Raw genomic sequence first — 22,189 nt, 5'->3', positions numbered from 1 at the left:
GAGCGGATTTTTATGTTCTGTATTCTGTCCTGTCCTGAAATAGCGATACACTAAAAATCTAGTGTAATGAAAACATCAGCGAGCAAAGGGTATATCAAGCGTACCCAAAAAGATTACTCTGTTTCTTTTAAGTTACAAGTTGTCCAGGAAATTGAATTTGGTCAACTAGGCAGGACAGAAGCTTGTCATAAATATGGGATTCAAGCTAAATCAACAATTAGGGAATGGCTCAGAAAATATGGTAACTTTGATTGGGAGAATCAATCTGGAACTATTGTGGCAAAAACACCTGAACAAAGAATCCTTGAGCTAGAGGCCAAAGTCAAACTGCTGGAGAAACAGAAGGCAAGGGCGGAGCATCTTGCCGAGCGAGCAGATAAGAAAGTCATTATCTTCGATATGCTGGTAGATATGGCCGAGAAAGAATATGACATCCAGATCAGAAAAAATTACACGCCCGGGTTATCGACCACTTCAAAGAAGAACACAAAGAAACAATAGTTTCTTCCTGTGATTTACTCGGGGTAAGTAGACAGGTATATTACAGATCCATTAGATCTACCATTGAAAAACAGGAAGTGGCACAAAAGGTAATTGCCTTGGTGCGGCCCGTAAGAATACTGATGCCCAGGCTAGGTAGCAAGAAGCTGTACCATATCCTTAAAGAAGAACTTGTTCCTTTGAAAGTAGGACGTGACAAACTTTTTAGAATTCTTAGGGCAAACCATATGCTGATAAAATCCAGGAGAAGCTATCACATCACCACAGACTCGCACCATAGATTTAGAAAGCACAAAAACCTATTGTGTGCCACAGAAATAAATAGGCCAGAACAGGTTTTGGTAAGTGATATTACTTATGTGGGCAATAGGAGGAATCCTGCATACCTGGCACTGGTCACAGATGCTTACTCGAAAGTTGTAATGGGGCACGACGTATCGAATAGTTTGGATGTGTCAGGATCAATAAGAGCTATGGAGATGGCAGTCAAAAACAGATGCTATAGCGACCAACCTTTGATACACCACTCCGACAGGGGCCTCCAATACTGTTCCAACGACTATCAAAAGGTACTGGATAAAAACAATATTAAACCAAGTATGACTGAGAAGTATGATCCCTATGAAAATGCCATTGCCGAGCGGATAAATGGAATATTAAAGCAGGAATTCCATATTGCAAAATACGATACTGACCTCACAACAAGAAAAAAGCTAATAGATGAAGCAATAAAAATTTACAACCATTTAAGGCCACACCTGTCAAACCATATGCTAACTCCACATCAAATGCATCAACAATTAGTCCTAAAAAGAAAACAGTACAAATCAAAAAAGCTGAACAATGAGATCATCGTTCAGCTTTAAATAATTAATTTTAATCCTTAATAATCTGTATCGCTCATTTAGGACTAGACAGTCTTTCTATCTCATTTTAGCAAATTTTCCAGAATTACCACATCCGTATCATTGGTGTTCCAATTTTGAGAAAGTTGTTTAGGTACAGGGGTAAAGGCAAAGGTGAAAGATCCCAGGATTATATCCTGGTCCCCATCCTTATCTACATCGCCTGAATCTATTAACAGCCATCTTCCCAGTTCGGGTTTGTCAAAAGTATAAGGATCAAATTTAAAATGCTGAGCATCTATATTCTCCAGGTATACAAAAGAGAAATTAGGATAGTTTTCATAATCGGGAAAAGTGGCTATAATACCCATATCGAGATCCCCATCCTGGTCAAAATCTCCCGAAACAAACCTGGTGGCGCCGTTTAGCGGATAAAAATATTTCTCCTCAAAATTATTGTTGCCGTCATTGATGTGAATACGGAGCCCGTGGTAGGGTTTAGATATATAAGTTTTATCTGCATTATCCCCCTGAACAGATATAATATCCATATCCCCATCGTTATCATAATCTACCAGCTCAAACCAACTGCTTCCATAAACAGGACTAAACTGTATTAACTTCTCTTTGCGAAACTTTAAATTGTTTTCCTGATATAAAACCGTAATACTTTCATCTCCCTGGCTGGTAAGTACTATAAGGTCCTTTTTTCCATCCTTATCCATATCGTGAGCCAGTGATCTTATAACCCCTGGCTGTTTTAGTAACACTTGCTTTTTATAATTGTCCCCGTTTTTGATCCACAAGGATAACTGTCCCGTTAGGTTTCCAAATTCACTTACAATAATTTCATTGTTACCATTTTGGTCGAGATCTGTTATCAGCGAATTTACAGGCCTGTGCAGGGTTCCGGGTAAACTGTTTGAGTCGGGATTATTGGTATTTATAAAGATCTTTCCCGAGGATAATTCTGAAGGATGTAAAAATCCCATGGTAGTTACATAAGAATCGTTGTCCTTCTGAAAAAAATCACTCACTGGGGTTACAAAATTTCCGAAGATCACAGAACTTTTTGCTATAAGGTCGTGTTGTATTAAATTTCCGGAAAGGTCACCCAGATAAAGTAACTCCTGTTGATCATTATAATCAAGAAAGGTAATTTGTGAACCCTGGCTACTGTCAATATTAATTGTCCGCAGCTTAAATTGGTTTAGCTTTTTGCTGGATTTGGGAGCCGGGTGCGCTGGTATACTTTCGGGAGCATTTTCAAGAATATAATCTTCAAGAATTCTCCAGTCTTCAGCTGTAATAGTGGCTTCCCCGGAATAAAGCCCGGTTTTCATTATGGCTTCCTGCTGTTTAAATGAAAGTCCCGTATAAGGATTGTTGGAACTGTCGATAATTCCCATGCGTGCGGCCATATCTGGCAGCACATTATTTTTCCAGAGATCCCGGGGAAGAGAATTAATATCGGGGGCCAGATGACAACGTGCACAGTGACCCACATAAAGTGCTTCAGCTTTTTTATCATTGTTAGGAGCACAGGAGACTATAACAATTACCAGTATAAAAGAAAAGCGGTGCAGTAACAATGTATTTAAAGTGATAGAGATTACACGGAAAATTTAAAAGCTGGTTTTTCCGAAAATACAGGAAAAAAATAGAATTATACTATTCAGGTAATTCGTTGAAGAATAAAAAGTTCTAAAACTTAAGAAAGGTGCTATACTTGATTTACATCCTGGATCTTATTTTTTCCATTTCTCTTTCCAGGTAAAGCAACTTGTCTTCAAGTGCTTCCCCCATAACAGGTAGACGATGGTAAAAAACATAGCAAATTCTCCATATTTCCTTTACCTCTTTAAGGTCAACAGAAATTTCTTCCACATTCTTGTGCTCTGCCCTTAGTACGAGGATGCCGTTTGTAATGTAAAGTAAGCGTAGCACCAGCTGGTTTTCAAGCACCACAAGCACAAGGGTGCCATTGTCAAGATTTCTATAATTTTTTTCAGGTATAAACTCTCCAATAACAACATCTTTAGGAAATAAGCCTTTATCGTTACTGCTCATTTCAAGATTATCTACGGTATATCCGCGATAATTTACCTCTTTACTTATCGGCAGGTTCAGGCACGGCATTCTTTTAATGAATTCCTCTTTATCGTGATTGTGCAGGTAATCATTACTGTTGTTTTTGATGATACAGGGAATATTGGCAAATTGCTCCTTTACAAACTCCTCTTGTTCCGTAGTTAAGTTGCCTTTAAACTTCAATAGACGGTTAACAGTAAGTTCTTTAGTCAAAAGTTCGTCAATGGGAATGCTAAAATACTTAGCAATAGTAATTATTGTATCTATTTTAGGTTCGCTTCTTCCTTCTTCGTAAGCTCCTAAGGTTCCGCGTTTTAAATCGAAAAGATCAGCAAAGGCTTGTTGGCTTAGAGACCGGACACTTCTTATCTTCCTAATATTTTTACCGAAAAATGACATATTTTGCTAATTATATTTGCAAATAAGAATTTTATTTGTAAATTGGTCTAACAATATTAGCAAATACCTTTGAATCCTGCTAATATTATGAGACATACTTTTCAAATTTCCTTGTGAAGGGCCATATTGTATACCACGGGAAAGATAAAAGAGTTCTGTCTTGAGCTTTTAAAAATCTTTACTAACCATCAAAAACTACAATTATGATCGCATTAACATTTTTTGTCATTGACCTTATCATTAAAGTTATTATATAGCCAGCACTTTACAGGATTTTTGTAATATTACTTTTAGAAATTTTTAACACTCTTAACCAATTTTAGATGAAAGATCACTACCACATTACACGAGATTTTTTACTGGAACTGAACTTTCACGTTAGCCGTGAAGATCCTGAGGATGGCATCCTGGTAGTACAAAAGGAGAGCTATGGGATAAAAAACCTCATCCTGGGAGTAGCCCCGCCAATATTAATCCTCGAGCAATTTATATTTAGGATCAATGCGCAGTCAGAAAAAATATTTAAGAGTCTGCTCCAAAAGAACCGGGATATTATACACGGTGCTTTTGTTCTCGATGAAACAGGAGAAAAAGTGATTTTCAGGGACACGCTGCAAATCGAGAATCTTGATATAAACGAACTGGAGGGAAGTTTAAACTCCCTAAGCTTATTGATGAGCGAGTACTCAGACAACATTATTGAATTTTCAAAATACTAACATTATTAAAAACAGAAATCATGAACGTTTTCAAAAGATTATTTAAGATAGGCCAGGCTGAAACAAATTCGGCTATTGACAATATGGAAGATCCCATAAAAATGACAGAACAGGGTATAAGAGATATGAAAGAAGATCTCGATAAGAGCCTTGAGGCCCTTGCCCAGGTGAAAGCACTTGCTATTCGGGCAAAGAACGACCAGGAAGAATATCAGAATAAAGCTGAAGAATATCAAAACAAGGCTATTATTATTCTGAAAAAAGGGCACAGCAAAGAAATGAACTCAACTGAGGCAGATCGCCTTGCAAAAGAAGCCCTGGTTCAAAAAGAAGCGGCAGACCAACAGGTTCAAAGATCGAAAGAAGAGTCAGCGAAATTTGATTCAAATGTGGCTCAGCTTCAGAAAACGATCCAGACAATTAAAGGAAACATCGGGAACTGGGAAAATGAACTTAAAACCCTGAAGGCACGCGTAAAAGTGAGTAACGCCACTAAAAGCCTAAACAAACAAATGGCTGAGATCGACAGTACCGGGACCGTCTCCATGCTGGAGCGTATGAAGGAAAAAGTTGCCCAGGAAGAAGCTTTGGCCGAGGCTTACGGTGACATTGCGAACGCAACGAAGTCTATAGATGATGAGATCAATAAAGCAGCCGATACATCCAGCGCAAAGGCAAACGATGACCTTGCAAAGCTGAAAGAGAAGTTAGGACTTAACGATTCCAAAGAAATATAACCTTGGGAGATCTTTATAACATATTATTTTCAGAGGTTAATCTCGTCTTAACCATCCTGCTCATTGTGCTTATCCTTTACTGGCTGGTAACCATGATTGGAGGGATCGATTTCGACCTCGATTTTGATGTGGACGTGGATGTAGATGCCAGCCCGGCAATGGATATGAGCACCGGGATGGAAGGCGGGAATATGGATTTTCAGGATATTTCCAATGCCGAGGTTAACCAGGAAGATGTAGTGGGAAAACGCCGCAGGCCGCTTAAGTGGTGGCAGGTATTTTTGATCTACTTCAACTTTGTGGGTCTTCCTTTTATGTTCACGTTTACCTTCTGGATCTTTATCTGGTGGTTTATGACTGCGCTTACAACATCAATTACCTATTCGTATGACAATGTCTTCGGATTTGTAATTATGCTGGCAGCAATGTTCCCGGCCCTTATCGTCACCAAGATTTTTACCACTCCTTTCAAGGGATTCTTCAAAAATCTGAATAAAGATGGTGACCTCCCAATAGATTACCTGGGCCGGAAAGCGCTATTACTTTCTTCAATTTCCGCAGATAAAATGGGAAATGCTGAGGTAAAGGTTGAAGGCAGCACAATGTCAGTATATGTGAAATCTCTTAACGGGGAAGCGCTGCCTTATGGAAGCAATGTCCTCATCATCAAAAGATCACCAGATCATAATTTTTACTTAGTTCAATTATATAACGATTAAAACTTAAACAATGGAAACAATTTTACCCATCATAGGAATAGGCATAGGAGTAGTGCTATTTCTCATTGTCGTATACTTCGCCATCATTGCGATGTTCTATAAAAAAGTTCCGCAGGGACAGGCACTCATCCGTACCAGTTTTGGAGGTACACAAGTGGCTACAGATAAAGGTCTTTATGTAATTCCGGTTTTTCACAAGGTGGAAATTATGGATGTTTCAGTAAAGAAGATCCAGATCGAACGTCTTGCGCACGAAGGCCTTATTTGTAAGGACAATATGCGTGCAGATATTAAAGTTGCCTTTTTCGTAAGGGTTAACAATGATATCGAATACATTAAAAAAGTAGCACAAACTATAGGTGTTGCCCGGGCTTCCCGAATTGAAACCCTTGAAGATCTTTTTGAAGCCAAATTTTCTGAAGCCTTAAAAACTGTAGGGAAAAAGTTTGAATTCATTGAGCTCTATGAAGCCCGCCGCGAATTTCGGGATGAGATCGTGGACATTATCGGGACTGATCTTAACGGATACACTCTGGAGGATTGCGCGATTGACTTTTTGGAGCAAACTTCTGTAACCGCTTTAAAAGCTGATAACATTCTGGATGCGCAGGGTATTAAAAAGATCACTGAGCTCACTGCAATTCAAAATATCAAAGCGAACCTTATCAAGAGGGATGAGGAAAAAACAATCCGGAAGCAGGATGTTGAGGCAAGAGAAGCTATTCTTGAGCTTGACAAGCAGTTAGCTGAAAAAGAAGAACAGCAAAAACGTGAAATTGCAAATATCAAATCTAGGGAGGAAGCTGAAATTGCCAAGGTTTCTGAAGAAGAAAAATTAAAATCTGAATCGGCTCGAATTATCACCCAGGAGAAAGTAAAAGTTGCCGAGGAGAACATGGAGCGGCAGATCATTGTTGCCCTTAAGAACAAGCAACGAACTGAAGCTGTTGAAACAGAACGGGTTGAAAAAGACAGGATGTTGGAAGCTACAGAACGTGAACGCGTTGTAACTCTTGCTCAAATAGAGAAGGAAAAAGTAGTTGAGGTTGAGAAGAAAAATATCCAGGATGTAATTCGCGACAGGGTTGCTCTTGAAAAAGGAGTGGTAGAAGAGCAGGAGAATATGAAAGATATCGCCGCCTTCAAAACTGCCGATCGTGAGAAGCAGGTAAAAATAACCATTGCCGAAGCTGAAGCTCAGGAAGGTTTAATCAAAGTAACTAAAGCTGCGGAAGCTTCTAAAGAAGCTGCAAAACAAAAAGCAGAAGAAATCAATATTGAAGCACTTGCGCATAAAGAAGCCAGTGAGAAAGAGGCAGATGCACGTAAGATCTTAGCTGAAGCACAAGCTAAAGAAGAAGCAACAGTAGGTATGTCTGAAGCTCAGGTAATGCATGCAAAAGCTGATGCTAACGAGCGCCAGGGAATTGTGGAAGCTACTATTATTGAGAAAAAAGCCAAAGCTGAAGCTGCCGGAATTGAAGCAAAAGCAGATGCTAAACGTAAAGACGGTCTTGCTGAAGCTGCTGTGATTAAAGAAAAAGCCCTTGCCGATGCCGCCAGTATTGAAGAGAAAGCAAATGCAATGAAGAAACTGGACGGAGTTGGAAAAGACCACGAGGAGTTCAAATTGCGTCTTGATAAAGACCTGCAGGTAGACCTTGCGCATATCAATATCCAAAAAGATATTGCCGATGCCCAGGCAGCAGTTCTTGGAGATGCTTTAAGAGCAGCCAAAATAGACATAGTGGGAGGAGAGACCATGTTCTTTGACCAGATCATTAGTCAGATAACAAAAGCTAAGGGATATGACAGGCTGGTAGAAAACAGCCATAACCTTCAGGATGTTAAGAATGCTATTTTAGGAAGTGATAATGTAAAAGGAGATCTTCTGGACAAGATAAAAATGTTTACAGATAAGTACGGGATCTCTTCAGAAGATATTAAAAACCTGAGTATCGCGACCTTGCTTAATAATTTGAGACAAAAATCTGATGATCAGGAAGAGCAAACGATCTTCGGTAATTTGTTGACCCTGGCCGATGGTCTTGGAATTTCAAATAAGCCGCTTCCAAAGCTGAACCATAAGTAGTTGTATTGGGAGGTTGTTTAACGCTTACTTTTGGCAACCTGAACTTAAATTGTTCAAGGTGAAATAAAGCCGTCGCTTCGAGTGTTTTCTCCTGACCGGAAGGAAAGGAGAAAATGTATCGGGATGTGCAAAGGAAGCCGTCACTTCGAGTGTTTTCTCCTGACCGGAAGGAAAGGAGAAAATGTATCGAGAAGTGCAATGGAGTTAGAATCATTCTCGCAGAAGTTAAACAGCCTCTTTCTTATTATTTCGGAAGATTAATGGAGTACCCGGGGACATTTGGGTCCCCTGTACCTCTATTTTTACTCAACATTTTTTGACACCAAAGTTAGTATCCAATCAAAATGGCAGTAGATCAATTAAAACAAAAAGATGCTCGGGCACTGGATGGCGGTACCTATGAGATCATTCAGAATCGCTTACAGAAGCAGAAATCTGATCTCCAGGAGCGTCTTCAAAAATTAAACCTGGACAGGAAAGAAGTTTTTGGTTCCTTGGAAACGAAACTTATCTCCAATGACCGTATCAACACAGAGAATAACTGTATTGCCCGGGACATCATTTCCCTTGGCAACACCTGTGTGTTCGGTTATAATGTGCATTTTGGGCTGCGTACAGAGATAACCTTATCTGATGTTTTCAGTATCTACGAGTTTAAAGACAATCGTTTTGAACCACGACCACTGGATATTTTACAGGATGAAACTTTTGTTTCAGATTTTGCCAACCTCTATAAATATTACCGGAATACCATCTTTTCCAAATTTGCCATTATAGGCAATTACCTCCACATGATCTTTCAGCTTAGCGATAGTGTGACAGATATCAAGACTTTCAAGTGGCTTATAAAAGATAATTCGATTCAGTACATAGACAACCGCAGCGATCACGAATTTAAATATCAGGCGCAGCACGAGTTTAAGTGGCAGGAAGCTACCCGGGATATGCACCGTTATGGCGCTCATCCCCATGTATCGATCCTGGATAAGGTTTTTGTGGAAACTGTTGGGGGAGATCTTACTATTAAAATTGAAGATAATACTAAGGAAGGAAAGGGAATTCTTGCTGAACCTGTAGAGCAACTGGATCAAACCCTTGATGACGGGCAGTATCGTTATGCCAACCTGGGAAATCTTATAGCCCTGGAAATAAAACCTTTCCAGGAAGAGCCTAGATATTTTGTTTACAATCACAAACTGAAGGAGGTAAAGAAAATCGAGAGCATCAAAAACTCCTGTCTATTGTTGCCAGATGATCAGGGAATCATTTTCCCCACCTAAGCTATTACCTGCAAACGGGAGAGTATAAGCTCCTGGGCAATGGCATTGACAATGTAAAATTTGAACAAAAGATTGCCTCTCCAAACGGCGAGGATTACCTGTATGTGTTCTACTCTTCAAAGGAAGGATTGTACAACCTTATGTCGTACAATATTATTACCCAGGAGATCCTGACGCCAATCATTTGTAACGGATTTACAATTCTGAAAAATGGAGAACTCTGCTATTTTAAAACTGAAAATGAGCAGACAAAGCATCACGTGATACAAATCTGGCAGACTCCCTATTTAAAAGGAGATTTTATGCCTTCGCAGCACGAGGACACCCTGCTTTATAAAATTGGAAATAAGGATATTGTAAAAGCAATGGCAGAGGTGAACGGGCTTGTGAATCTCCTGAACAAGGAAGATAACTACGGCGGCTTATATCTGGATATTTCTAAATTTTCTAAAGATATATTAGATTCCTATTACTGGTTGCCGGAGCCGGACGCACAACAGCTTAATGAGCCGATAAGCGAGATCAATAAGGCGGCAAATGCTGCTATTGATGAGTTTGAAAAAGTTGTACAACTTAAGAAAAATGCACAGCAACAGACACACGAAATTCGGGAGAAAGCAGAGGCTTTGTTTGCAAAAATTAAAAGTTCTCCTTACAAGACCATTAATGACTTTGTATTTTTCCTTACTGAATTAAGGAAGTTAAGGGGAGAGGTGATAAACCTGAAAGATGTTCGTTATGTTGATGCCGAGTTCATTACTGAACTGGAGGCAGAAATAGCTGAACAAACCCAGAAGATCTCAGAGAAATGTGTGAAGTTCCTTCTGGATGAAAAAGCACTGCAGCCATATCAGAAATCTGTTCAGGAGAAGCAGCAGGCACTGGAAAAAGTATCGAAGGTTGTAGAGATTAAAAAACTGGAGGAGGAGGTGAATCAAATCGCCGCAGATCTGGAATTGTTGATCGAGATCGTTTCCAATCTTGACATAGAAGACACGGCTCATTCCACAAAGATCATCGATAATATCTCCCTCATTTTTGCAACAATTAATCAATTAAAAGCGGCTTTAAGAAACAAGAAAACCTCTTTGGGAAGTGCAGAGGCGAGAGCTGATTTTGCTGCGCAGCTAAAGCTTATCGATCAAAGTATCATCAATTACCTTGACATTGCTTAAGCACTCCCGAAAAATGTGATGAATTCCAGACAAAGATCTCGATTCAGCTGGAAGAACTGGAAGGGAAATTTACCGATTTTGAGGAATTTATTTCGTTGATCATCGAAAAGCGGGAAGAAGTTCATGGCGCTTTCGAAGCCCGGAAAAATGCCCTGGTTGAGAAGCGGAATAAAAAAGCAATGGCGCTTCAAAATGCTGCGGAAAGAATTTTAAAAGGAGCTCATTCCAAAGCTGAACGATTTACTTCGGCATCAGAAATCCACGGTTATTTTGCGGCCGACCTTATGATCAATAAGGTAAGGGACATAATTAAACAGCTCGTAGAACTGGATGACAGCGGGAAAGCCGAAGAAATTGAGACCAGTCTTAAAACAGCAAGGGAAAATGCCTTGCGCAGGCTCAAGGATAAGCTGGAACTATACGAGGATGGAGACAATGTGATCAGGCTTGGGAAGCATAAATTCGGGGTAAACAAACAGCCGCTGGACCTTACCATTGTTTTAAAAGATGGCGCGCCGCATTATCATCTGACCGGAACCGATTTTTATCAGGAACTAAAAGATGAAACTCTGCTGAATTCACAAAAACTGTGGGAGCAGGAATTTGTTTCTGAAAATGAACGTGTCTACAGGTCGTCCTACCTTGCTTATAAATTATTCAGGGAACTACCCGGCGAAGAATTGTTGAAAGCTTCAGAAGAGGAATTACTTAAGATCGTTCAAAAGGAAAGCAGCAGCGATTATTCCGAAGGCTACATCAAAGGAGTACACGATGTCGATGCAGCTAAAATTTTAAGTGTTCTGGTCCACAAGCACCACGAATTGGGATTGCTGATTTTTTCTCCACAGCTGAGAAGTTACGCGCAATATTTCTGGAATAGCCTTCCGGTGGAGGCGCGAAAAGAACTGGACCAAACTTTAAAAGCTTCGGGGGAAGTTTTAACTATTTTTCCGGCTACAAAAGAGTATGATTTTCTTATTCAGAATCTTCAGAAGCAAATAGAAATTTTTGCAGAAGAGACAGGTTTGTTTTCTTCCGCAGTAAATGAAAAAATTGCCATTTACCTCTTTGAAGAACTTCAAAATGATGATGAGTTCGTACGCAGCAGTGTAGCAATTTCTTTAAAAGAGGATTTCTTAAAAGCCCTGAAAAATCAGCAGGCAGATCTTAAATTTAAAAACAGTTACGAAGCCGTTAACGATTACAAAGGTAAGATTAGGCTGATAAAGCAGTGGGTATCGGCTTTTGTGAACAGTAAACAGGAAGGATCAGAAAAGGATTTACTTCTTAACTATATTGATGAGGTGGTATGCATTATACTGTTTGGAGACGAATCAATTTCTAAGACAAAAGCAGTATTTCCCGCAGCTGCTATTGAAGGACTTACCGGGGAGCATCCCAGCTTTAAGGAGGGCGTATTTAATTTCAATTATCATAAATTCATTTCTCAACTTGAGGAGTTTAGCAATAATGATATTCCTGCTTACAATTCCTTCAGAAAGGCGAAGCAGGAGATCACAAAGACCCTTCGGGAAGAACTGAAATTGGAGGAACTTAAACCCCGTGTTCTCACTTCTTTTGTTCGGAACAAACTGATTGACCAGGTTTATTTTCCTTTGTTTGGAGATAATCTCGCCAAGCAATTGGGTACAGTGGGTGACAAAACAAGGACAGACAGAAGTGGAATGTTGCTGCTTATCTCACCTCCGGGATACGGAAAAACCACCCTGATGGAATACATTGCCGATCGGCTTGGTCTGGTATTCATCAGGATCAACGGTCCGGCAATTGGCCATGAGATAACTTCAGTAGATCCAATTTCGGCAACAAATTCAGCTGCCAGGGAAGAGTTGAAAAAGCTGAATTTGGCTTTCGAAATGGGCAATAATGTGATGCTTTATCTGGATGATATTCAGCATTGCAACCCGGAATTTCTGCAGAAGTTTATTTCACTTTCAGACGGTACTAGAAAAATCGAAGGAGTCTACAACGGAAAGTCGAAAACATACGATCTGCGCGGAAAGAAGTTCTGCGTGATAATGGCAGGAAATCCATATACAGAAACCTAGTGATAAATTCAGGATTCCCGATATGCTTGCAAACCGGGCAGACATTTACAACCTGGGGGATATTATTGGAGATACTGAACATCTTTTCAAATTAAGCCTTGTGGAGAATTCCCTGACTGCAAATCCGTTGTTGCAGCAGTTGAGCAGCACTCATTTTGAGGATGTTTACACCCTGCTTAACAGGATTGAGAATAATAACCAGGAGGCACAGCTGGTGGGAAGTCATAGTAACCAGGAGATCCAGGAGTACACCTCTGTTCTTGAAAAAGTCATAGAGATTAGGAATACCGTTTTGAAGGTGAATGCTGCCTATATAAAAAGTGCAGCTATGGAAGATGAATACAGGACGCAGCCTTCGTTTAAACTGCAGGGTTCCTATCGGGATATGAATAAACTGGTGGCGAAGGTGGTGCCGATTATGAACGATAAAGAATTGGACAGGCTGTTGCTTTCCCATTATGAAAGTGAATCACAGACGCTAACTTCTTCTGCTGAAGCCAATCTCTTAAAGTACAAGGAGCTTGTAGATCAACTTGATGAGGTGGAGCAGGAGCGGTGGAAAACCATTCAGGAAACATTTGTGAAGAACAATAAGCTGAAAGGCTTCGGAAATAAAAATGAAATGGCGCAGATCTTATCTCAAATGATGCAATTTTCAGATAATCTTGAAGGTATAAAAGAGGTGCTTCAGAAAGGGCTGGAGAAGAAAAAACTGGACTAAATAGTTTTAATTCTCCTTTAGATTGAATAAACTATTTATACTCCTCAATAAGTACATTCCACTCCATGCTTTTAAGGGAAGCTACCAGGGCCGGATTTATTTTTTCAATAAGTGGTGATCCTTTGGGAAAACTATAGGAGTAGTAGTCTCTTTTTAAAGTACGTTGAAGCACTTCAAGCTCATCGTGAAGTTCTCTTTGATCTATTTCATACTTAAGAATAGGTTGGTCATAGACAAAGAGAACTCCTTCTTTTTCCAAAATGGCATCTATACCTTCATGCTCATTTATAACCTCATCAAAAAGAATATTGTACTGGCTTAACAATTCCTGGGAACTGGAACCGCTAACGGTGACAACTTCAAAATTTTCCAGATCCCGGATGGAATTGATCTCGTTATTTATATTTTGAACTGTAAGGGAAGAAGCTATTCCAGCTGTAAGGGTGGAAATTAATATAATTGCCATAAACATCCAGATCAACCCAATGACCCTGCCGCCAAAAGTCCTGGGAGATTTGTCTCCATAACCCACAGTGGTCATTGTTACGGCACTCCACCAAAAGCCCTGAAAAACACCTTTAAGGCCTCCTCCAAATTCTTCCTTATTCTTCCTTCGTTCAAAGATCCACACCAGGAAACCAAAAATGAAGATCACAGCTAAAAGAATAAGAATGGCCGAAAGAAAATTCCAGCTAAGGATATTCCCAAGGTATTTCCAAAAAATGGTGCCTTGCTGCTGTGCAATTCCTGTATAGGAAATAAAATAGGGTTGGGAAAAACTTATTCGTTTCATCCGCCTGTCGGTTACAGTAATCGGATTGATGCTCAGGTCCACTTCTTTATTTTCGATGGCAGTCAACAGCTCGAGAAGAGAGGAATAGGAGCGGTATGTGTAATTCAGATCCAAACTTTCATTCACCAGTTCCCATGAAGAAATACTCAGGCGAGTAAATCCTCTCTCGTTTTCCATGACAAAGGGTGGGGTAGGAGTTATTCCAATAACAATTTGTTCTGGTGTAACAGCTGCAGTGTCCTGTGCATTAATGGGATTCAAAAAAGAAATAATGAAAAAAGGGAGAATTGAAACTACGGCTCTCATGAAGGTTTTGGTCTTGATTTTTCCAAACCTAACAATTCCCAGGTAAAAGAACCCGCTAAATCACTTAATTTCTTGATGGATTAGGAGATATCGACGTTAAATACCCAGTTTATCTTTTAAAGTAATGGCATTTCTAACTGCGTGACCGCCAAGGTCATTATTAAAATAAACAAAAACGTCCTTTTTCTCTTCCCAATATTCCCGAATACTGGCCGCTATTCCATTCAGCTGTTCTTCAGTATAGCTACCGCTGTAGTTTTCTCCGTGAAATCTTAGATAAACCCAGTTTGTAGTGAGTTCTACAGGATGATCCTTTATCATATCGTGAATAACCAGGGAAGCCTCGTGTTTCCTGAGAAGTTCATAAAGCTCCTCTGAAAACCAATCGGGATCTCTGATTTCTACTGCCCATCTTAAACCTTTAGGCGTTTCCTGCAAGAATTCGTCGAGCCGCGGATAATTGCGCTTCCAGTTTGGAGGCAGTTGCACCAGGATAGGGCCAAGAGTTTTTTTAAGGTGAGAAGCTCGGTCTAAAAAGTAATTTACGTGCCCTTCGGGATCCTTCAGCTTTTTATTGTGAGTACCATATTTGCTGTATTTGATCACATAACAAAAACCTTCAGGCGCAGCTTCCCGCCAATTATGAAAAGTTTCTGCACTGGCCATTCTATAGAAAGTATTATTGATCTCAATAGTATCAAAAAATTTGCAGTAATGCTCAAACCATTGTGAAACCGGAAGATTTTCAGGATAAAAATCCCCTTTCCAATGCTTGTACTGATATCCGCTGGTTCCTATGTATATTTTTGAGTCCATTTTGCCTTTTTCGATTTCAGTTTAACATTTCAACTTTAATTAAGTTACTGAAAATAAATAAAAGTAATAACTCAATTAAGAACATAAGAAAGCCGTCCAGGGGACGGCTTCTTATAACTTTTATTACACTTCAATTAATAAACAGTAGTTAATGCTGTTCTGTCTCCAGTGGTAAAAGGTCTGTCAGTTCCGTTGCTACATGCTAACATATAAGAACCATCTTCCGGTCCTGAAGGCGTGCCTGGAATATATTCAGCTCCTACATCAGCTGCTCCTTCATTGGAATAACTTCCTCCACAGCTAAAAGAACGGTCAGCATAGTCTGTATGTCGAAAACCGATAGCGTGTCCTATTTCGTGTGCAATTACAGTAGCTGCATCAGCAGGAATACTTCCTCTTCGAGGGTTGTATACATCAGAATTTAGAACAATAGGAGTAGCAGGATTTCCACTTGCATCAGGGAATCCGGCACTACGTCCAAGGATAGTATAACCCCTGTATTTCGCCAATTTTTCTGCAAGAACATCAATATCTGCACCTTCACTTGAAGCTCTTTGAAATTTTATAGTTAAGGCAAGGGCATTATAACGTGCAAGAGCATCATCAAACGCAGCCTGCATTGTAGAATTAAACTCTGCATCCATGTAAACAGAAATTGTTCTTCCTGAAGTAACTACATTATGGGTGCGGTAATGTTCAGTTTCCAAAACATCATCTGAAACAGAAATTGCAGGAGACATTTCTATAATTTCATTTTTAGTCAGGAAAATGTCACCTTCAACTGCATAACCTTCAACTCCATTAAAGGTGGTTTTGTGAAGATCCTGAATGTTGAAACCTAATAGTTCCAGTTTTTCTCCCATTTGTGCCAATTCCTGATCCTGCTCTACATTTTCAGAGTCTGAATTACAGGATACAAAAGTTGTGGCAGTCAATGCTACCACGCAGATCATCGAAGTAATTTTACTTTTCATCATAATTTAATTTAGTTTAAGATAAGGGGTTTGAATAAAACATGTTTAATTAGCAACAATATATAGAATTAAATAAAAGAATTCCTGCTGCACAATGCTAAAATATTTACTGATACTCTTTTTTCTGGCAGCTAATATTCAGTTGATTACGGCTCAGGAACCATTCCTGCTGCCTCCGCGGGCAAAAGAAGTAAATGTTAAAAATTTTATAAAGGAAGGATTTTACTTACTTAAGAGTGGAAAATTTCCAAAGGAAATAAATTTATCCGGGGTAAAAATTGTCAAATCTTATGCAAAAGATGCACATATTATTCAGGTTTCTTCTGTTTCAGATCTGAAATTTACTGCTGATGATACTCTGTACGAAATTTCTGCAGACTGGAAACTGGCTCCTGCCCTGCAAAGGTTTCGGCCTGAAGCTCCTGTTCTTCTGTCGGTTAACACTGTAGATGCCGTTGAATTTAAAGAAATTCGAGGCATGGAAATACTTCAGGAGTACCAAAACTATTTTATAATAAGAGCATCCCCGGGGGATTTTAATAGACTTCTGAAAAGTGATCTTGTCACCCACATTAGTTTATATAAACGACCCCAGGTAGAAACTGCGGTTAATAAACATGATCTAACGGTTAACAATATAAATTTTGTACATCACCGTTATCCTGAAGTTCGTGGAGAAAATCTTAAGGTGTCTATTAAAGAATTTCTTTTTGATACCACAGATATTGATCTAAAAAACTAGGTATGAGCTAAACGGGCTTCAAGCAGAAAATTTGGACAGGCACGCGACTTTAATCGCGACACTCATAGTGGGAGCTGGAAACAGCAGCAGTAGAGGTAAGGGGGTGGCTCCTGCAGCAGTTGTAAGCAGTTCCAGTTTTCTACAATTATTTCCAGACGAAAATTCTTCCTATTTAGAAAATGAAATTTACGTTCAAAACCATTCTTATGGTACAGGTATAGAGACTTCATATAGTAACGAAGCCGCGGTTTATGACGCGCAAGTGAATGAAATCCCGGAGCTGGTTCATGTTTTCTCAGCCGGAAACAAAGGCCAGGAAACTCCGGAGACAGGAAATTATGCAGGAATCCCGGGAGCAGCAAATATGACCGGGAACTTCAAAATGGCAAAAAATGCTCTCACTGTAGGAGCGGTAGACAGAGAAAAGAAGGTGGAAGCACGAAGTTCTAAAGGCCCAGCTAATGACGGCCGCTTAAAACCCGAACTGGTAGCTTACGCGCCTGAAGGAACTTCAGATGCAGCTGCTCTTGTTTCAGGAACTGCGGTGCTGCTTCAGGATCTTTACAGGAAGAAAGAGGGCGTTTTTCCTGAATTTTCCCTCATAAAAGCAGTTTTAATTGCCGGAGCAGAAGACGTGGGAGCAGAGCATTTAGATTTTTCAGCGGGATATGGAAATCTTAATGCTTATGAAAGTATGAAAATCATAGAGGCAGGAAATTATCTTGAAGGAGAAATATACGGTAATGGTCCTGAAGATTTCAGTATTACAATTCCTGAAGGAATAAAATCTTTTAAGATAGCCATCTCCTGGATCGATCCCGCAGCAAATCCCGGGGATGAAGTAACTTTAAAAAATGATCTTAACCTGCAGATCACAGATCCCTCAGGAAACCTGTGGCTACCCTGGATTTTAAATAAGGACCCAGAAAATCTTAACGCTCCCGCACAGAGAGGGAAAGATCATCTAAATCCTTCTGAAATTATCACTCTGGAAGATCCTGTGGCAGGGGAATATATAATTGAAGTTGCTACAGAAAATCTTATCAGCGATGTTCAAAAGTTTTCTATAGCTTATACTACCGTTGCTGAAGATGAATTTGAATGGACCTTTCCAACTGCCGATGATGCAGTAATTAGAAACCAGACACCTAATTACCTGAGATGGAAAACCTCTTTTGCAGCTAATTCAGGAAAACTGGAGGTAAATCTCAATGAGTCAGGCTGGGTGACCCTGGATGAAAATGTAGATCTTAAAAAGGGCTACTATAAATGGAATACTTCTGATATTTCCGGAAGAGCTCAGCTGCGAATGACAATAGGCTCAACAGAATTTCTTTCTGATTATTTCGCTGTTTCTCAGGAATTAATTCCTGAAGTGGTGTACAACTGTGAAGAGGAGGTGCTGCTGTCATGGGAGAGCGTTGAAAATGCGACAGCTTATCAACTCCGGAACCTGGGATCTTTTTATATGCAGGATTTCCTGGAAGTGCAGGACACAAGTGCCGTTATTAATAAGGACACTTTCAGCAGCGATTTTTGGTCAGTTGTTCCCATTTTCGAAGGTTCCCGGGGACCAGCAGGTTTTGCGGTTAATTATAAAGAACAGGGAGTTTTATGTTATTACCAGAATTTTTATGCGCTGCTGGATGAGGGAGCTATGGTTAATGCCACTTTAAATCTCAGTACCAGCACAGGGATTGAAAAAATTACCTTCCGAAGAGATTCAGGCGGAGAAATATCTAATATTGAAGAATTTACCGCTCCCTTTAATAATTTGCAATTTACCGTTACAGATAGTGTAATGGAAGCTGGGTATAGCAATTTTTATGTAACAATCCTCTTAAGTGACGGACGGGAGATTAAAACAAACGAAGTGAAAATCTTTGTTCCCGGAGAGAATACTCTTGAGGTATATCCAAACCCCGTAAGGGCCGGGGAGGACCTAACGGTAATATCCAAAGGAGACGATCTTGAAATCCAGATTTTTGATATGCAGGGTAGGCTGCTCTCTGAAAATAATCTCATTCGCTATATTGATAGATTTGAGATCAAATTTTATACACCAGGGATGTACATATTAAGGACTTCCCGAGGAGGAAAGCAGGTAGGAACTGCGAAGATACTGGTCTATTAAATTAGGATCTAAAATATGTAATAAGCAAAAAGCCTGTCCACGGGACAGGCTTCGATCTCCTTATTTTATTTAATTAATTTTTTAAATCGGGTTGAGTTTTAATTTTATTAATCTCTTCCCCTTTTTTATCTACAAGCTGTACTTCGTCAAAGCCCATGTCTTTAAATTGCTCAAACTGGGTAGCTGCGTCACCAACAACGATATAAGCCATTTTTGACTCGTCCAGATATTTTTGAGCCAGCTTCCTGTGTTGTTCCAAAGTCATAGCTCCAATAATTTTTTCTTCCTTCTCTATATATTTAGGATCAAGATCATAAGCGCTCATTTCCTGAAGCATTCCAAGTAAAGAGCCCTGTGTCTCAAAACGAAGAGCATTGGATTTTATAAGAGCATTTTTGGTGAATTCTAAATCTTCAGGAGTAATTCCTTCCTTGTATTTAGCAATTTCATCCCTGAATATTCCAACAGATTCTCCTGTAGTATTAGTACGTACACTGGAAGAAGCCGTGAAAGTTCCGGGAATCTTAGAACCACTAAAACCTGAACGGGCACCGTAAGTATACCCCTTTTCCTCACGTAAAACCAGGTTGACGTTTCCGGAGAAAGACCCTCCCAATTTGTAATTCATCACCTCGGCCGGGAAATAATCCTGATTTGTTCTTGGAAGTGCGATATAGCCAATATTTATAACCGATTGTTTTGCGTTAGGAACATCTACGAAATACAAAGATGCTTTGTCCCTGTTATTACTGATAGGGAATTCAGGTATTTTTACTTCTTTTGGCTCCCATTTCTCTGCCAAACCTTTTGCAGCTGCCAGAGCTTCAGTTTTAGAAATGTCACCTACTATATGCATACGGCTCACGGTAGGAGAGAAGTATTTTTGATAATAATTCTTTAAATCCTGAATAGTGATAGATTCAACAGATTCTACTGTTCCCGAAACTGGATAGGCAAAAGGATGCTTTTCCCCATACAGGATTTTATTGTAAACCTGATTCGCAATTACATTAGGATTGGCCTCATTTCTTCTAATACCGTTGATAGTACTGGTCTTAATTCTCGCAAATTCTTCTTCGTCCCAACGAGGCTCAAGTAAAATTTCCTCTACCAAAGCCATAGTCTTATCAAAATTACGGGTAAGGGTATTACCCCGAATAACAATAGACTCACTGGTAGTGTACATATTTATGTTAGCACCAAGCAGGTCGATCTCTTCTTCCAGCTCTGCCGGAGTTTTATTGGCGGTACCTTCCATTAGAATATCCGTCATCAAGTTAGCTACTCCGTTTTTACTAAGATCATCCAGTAAGTGACCACCTTCTATAACAATGCTGAAGTTTACCAAGGGCAACTCAGTTTGTTCCAGTCCATATACTTCGAGCTTATTTCCAAGAACTTCTGACCAGGAATCCGGAACGTTTAGTTTGGGAGTTTCTCCCATTGCAGGTTGTACAGAGCGGTCAATTTTTGAAGGAGTCTTCTGGATTTCCTGCTGCTCTTCAGCTACTTCTGTTTGAACATTTTCAGTTATTTCTTCTTCAACTACTTCAGCTTTTTCAGAATTTTCAGCAATAAGTTCTATATTTCCTTTAGGTACAAAACTGGTGAGTACAAATGGTTTTCCCTTTATGTACTTGTTATAAACCCTCATAACATCTTCTTTTGTCACCGCACGAATATTTTTTATATCCTTTTCGATATAACCCGGATCTCCGGTGAATACATCATATTGTGCTAATTGGAAAGATTTACCAAGAACACTGCTAATTCCGTTATAAAAGTCAGTTTCCTGGCTAAGCTTTGATTCTTTCTATATCTCTTTCAGTAACACCTTCTTTTTCAAATAACGTGAAAGCTTCTTTGATACCAGCCTCAACGCTGTCTAGATCTACTCCTGCATTTGCGGTTACAGAGATTTGAAATTTACCTGCAATTTGGCTGGCGCTGTTATAAGCATAAGGTTGCGAAGTAAGCTCCTTCTCTTTTACAAGAACCTGGTATAAAGGTGCTTCTTTCCCGTCGGAAAGTATTTCTCCCAGGAAATCCAGGGCATAAGCATCTTTAGTATACTGCTCTACCGCAGGCCATACCATGTTTAGCTGAGGTGTTGTGGCAAAATTGTCTTCGTGGTAAAGACGTTTTGTTTCAGGAAGAGTCACAGTTTGAACTTCTAAAGGTGCCACTTCCTGTCTTTTTTTAATTTCTCCGAAGTACTTTTCTATCAGTTTTTTGGTTTCGGCTTTGTCAAAATCTCCTGCTATTACAAGGGTAGCATTATTAGGTCCATAGAACTTGTCATAGAATTCTTTAACATCGGCTACAGTTGCGTTTTGAAGATCTTCAAGCTCTCCAATCACCTGCCAGCTGTACGGGTGACCATCGGGATAAAGGTTTTTGTCAATTACCCATCCGGTGTGGCCATAAGGATTATTGTCAACACGTTGTCTTTTTTCGTTTTGTACAACTTCCTGCTGGTTGGCAAAAGCAGTTTCAGTTACTGTATTAATAAGATAACCCATCCTGTCAGATTCCAGCCACATTACCATTTCCAGCGCATTTTTTGGCACCACTTCATAATAAACTGTTCCATCCTGCCAGGTACCACCGTTTAATGTTCCACCTAAGCATCCTGGATTTTCTTAAAAAATTGATCCTGCGGAACGTTTTCTGATTCCTGAAAAAGCATGTGTTCAAAAAGGTGTGCGAAACCTGTACGGCCTTTTTTCTCCCGGTTTGATCCCACTCCATATTGTATGGCCACAGAGACAATTGGATCTGATTTATCCTGATGAAGGACCACGTTAAGCCCGTTATCAAGTTCATACTTCTCGTACTCAATTGATAATTCAGGATCGTTAGTAGCGGCTTTTTCATTTCCCACGGCCTTATCGCAGGAAACAAATCCTATCACACTTAACGATAGGACGAAAGCCACCATTTTAAACTTAAAATTTGTCATTTGATTGTTTTTAGTTTTAAGATGAATAAATATAAAGAATTGTGTTTTAGTAATTTGACAAATTTCTGCAGAAGATGTTACAAAATCTATTTTTATTTCGGGGAAGTGAATAGA

General features: G+C 39.6%; 13 protein-coding genes and 2 pseudogenes. 9 read left to right on the top strand and 6 right to left on the bottom strand.

What is annotated here, in order from left to right:
• Positions 1-66 precede the first annotated feature (66 nt).
• Both LZ575_RS14270 and LZ575_RS14265 read left to right on the top strand, forming a co-directional pair.
• Positions 67-501: a helix-turn-helix domain-containing protein gene (locus LZ575_RS14270; protein ID WP_235325074.1), complete on the top strand. Its 435-nt coding sequence runs from the start codon at positions 67-69 to the stop codon at positions 499-501.
• Positions 465-1,367: an IS3 family transposase gene (locus LZ575_RS14265; RefSeq protein WP_311196085.1), complete on the top strand. Its 903-nt coding sequence runs from the start codon at positions 465-467 to the stop codon at positions 1,365-1,367. Before LZ575_RS14270 ends, LZ575_RS14265 begins: the two co-directional genes overlap by 37 nt.
• 62 nt (positions 1,368-1,429) lie before the next feature.
• Here the strand turns inward: LZ575_RS14265 and LZ575_RS14260 are convergent, their stop codons facing one another.
• Together LZ575_RS14260 and LZ575_RS14255 are read right to left on the bottom strand one after the other, a co-directional pair.
• Positions 1,430-2,938 (bottom strand): VCBS repeat-containing protein, encoded by a 1,509-nt coding sequence (locus LZ575_RS14260; RefSeq protein ID WP_235325127.1) that lies wholly within the window; start codon positions 2,936-2,938, stop codon positions 1,430-1,432.
• A 142-nt stretch (positions 2,939-3,080) separates the two neighbouring features.
• A complete protein-coding gene (locus LZ575_RS14255; protein WP_235325126.1) occupies positions 3,081-3,836 on the bottom strand; it encodes a helix-turn-helix domain-containing protein in 756 nt (251 codons plus the stop codon).
• A gap of 323 nt (positions 3,837-4,159) precedes the next feature.
• On the opposite strand from LZ575_RS14255, the gene LZ575_RS14250 reads away from it, so the two are divergent.
• The 5 genes and pseudogenes from LZ575_RS14250 (at position 4,160) to LZ575_RS24310 (ending at position 13,348) form a co-directional block, all read left to right on the top strand.
• Complete coding sequence (locus tag LZ575_RS14250) at positions 4,160-4,555, top strand: YbjN domain-containing protein (RefSeq protein WP_235325125.1); 396 nt, start codon at positions 4,160-4,162, stop codon at positions 4,553-4,555.
• Between the two features lie 20 nt (positions 4,556-4,575).
• Positions 4,576-5,292 (top strand): PspA/IM30 family protein, encoded by a 717-nt coding sequence (locus LZ575_RS14245; RefSeq protein ID WP_235325124.1) that lies wholly within the window; start codon positions 4,576-4,578, stop codon positions 5,290-5,292.
• A 2-nt stretch (positions 5,293-5,294) separates the two neighbouring features.
• Entirely contained in the window at positions 5,295-6,011 is a 717-nt protein-coding gene (locus LZ575_RS14240) for a hypothetical protein (RefSeq protein WP_235325123.1), read from the top strand.
• Positions 6,012-6,021: 10 nt separating this feature from the next.
• Entirely contained in the window at positions 6,022-8,103 is a 2,082-nt protein-coding gene (locus tag LZ575_RS14235; RefSeq protein ID WP_235325122.1) for an SPFH domain-containing protein, read from the top strand.
• A 344-nt stretch (positions 8,104-8,447) separates the two neighbouring features.
• Positions 8,448-13,348, top strand: a pseudogene (locus LZ575_RS24310) (DNA repair ATPase).
• Positions 13,349-13,379: 31 nt separating this feature from the next.
• On the opposite strand, the gene LZ575_RS14225 reads toward LZ575_RS24310, so the two are convergent.
• The 3 genes from LZ575_RS14225 to LZ575_RS14215 form a co-directional block, all read right to left on the bottom strand.
• Complete coding sequence (locus LZ575_RS14225) at positions 13,380-14,447, bottom strand: ion channel (RefSeq protein ID WP_235325121.1); 1,068 nt, start codon at positions 14,445-14,447, stop codon at positions 13,380-13,382.
• Positions 14,448-14,543: 96 nt separating this feature from the next.
• Positions 14,544-15,263, bottom strand: a complete 720-nt coding sequence (locus LZ575_RS14220; protein ID WP_235325120.1) for a DUF72 domain-containing protein — start codon at positions 15,261-15,263, stop codon at positions 14,544-14,546.
• A 134-nt stretch (positions 15,264-15,397) separates the two neighbouring features.
• Positions 15,398-16,216 carry a M57 family metalloprotease gene (locus LZ575_RS14215; protein WP_235325119.1) on the bottom strand — a complete coding sequence of 273 codons (819 nt, stop codon included), beginning with the start codon at positions 16,214-16,216 and terminating at the stop codon, positions 15,398-15,400.
• 115 nt (positions 16,217-16,331) lie between these two features.
• On the opposite strand from LZ575_RS14215, the gene LZ575_RS14210 reads away from it, so the two are divergent.
• Complete coding sequence (locus LZ575_RS14210; protein ID WP_235325118.1) at positions 16,332-16,979, top strand: hypothetical protein; 648 nt, start codon at positions 16,332-16,334, stop codon at positions 16,977-16,979.
• Positions 16,980-17,010: 31 nt separating this feature from the next.
• The gene (locus tag LZ575_RS14205; protein WP_235325117.1) at positions 17,011-19,113 is read left to right on the top strand and encodes a S8 family peptidase; all 2,103 of its coding nucleotides are present in this window, start codon (positions 17,011-17,013) and stop codon (positions 19,111-19,113) included.
• Between the two features lie 73 nt (positions 19,114-19,186).
• Here LZ575_RS14205 and LZ575_RS14200 read toward each other — a convergent pair.
• Positions 19,187-22,075, bottom strand: a pseudogene (locus tag LZ575_RS14200) (M16 family metallopeptidase).
• Positions 22,076-22,189: the final 114 nt, after the last annotated feature.

The sequence above is a fragment of the Antarcticibacterium sp. 1MA-6-2 genome, assembly GCF_021535135.1.
GTDB lineage: Bacteria > Bacteroidota > Bacteroidia > Flavobacteriales > Flavobacteriaceae > Gillisia.
This window is presented reverse-complemented; position numbering and strand designations above follow the sequence as displayed.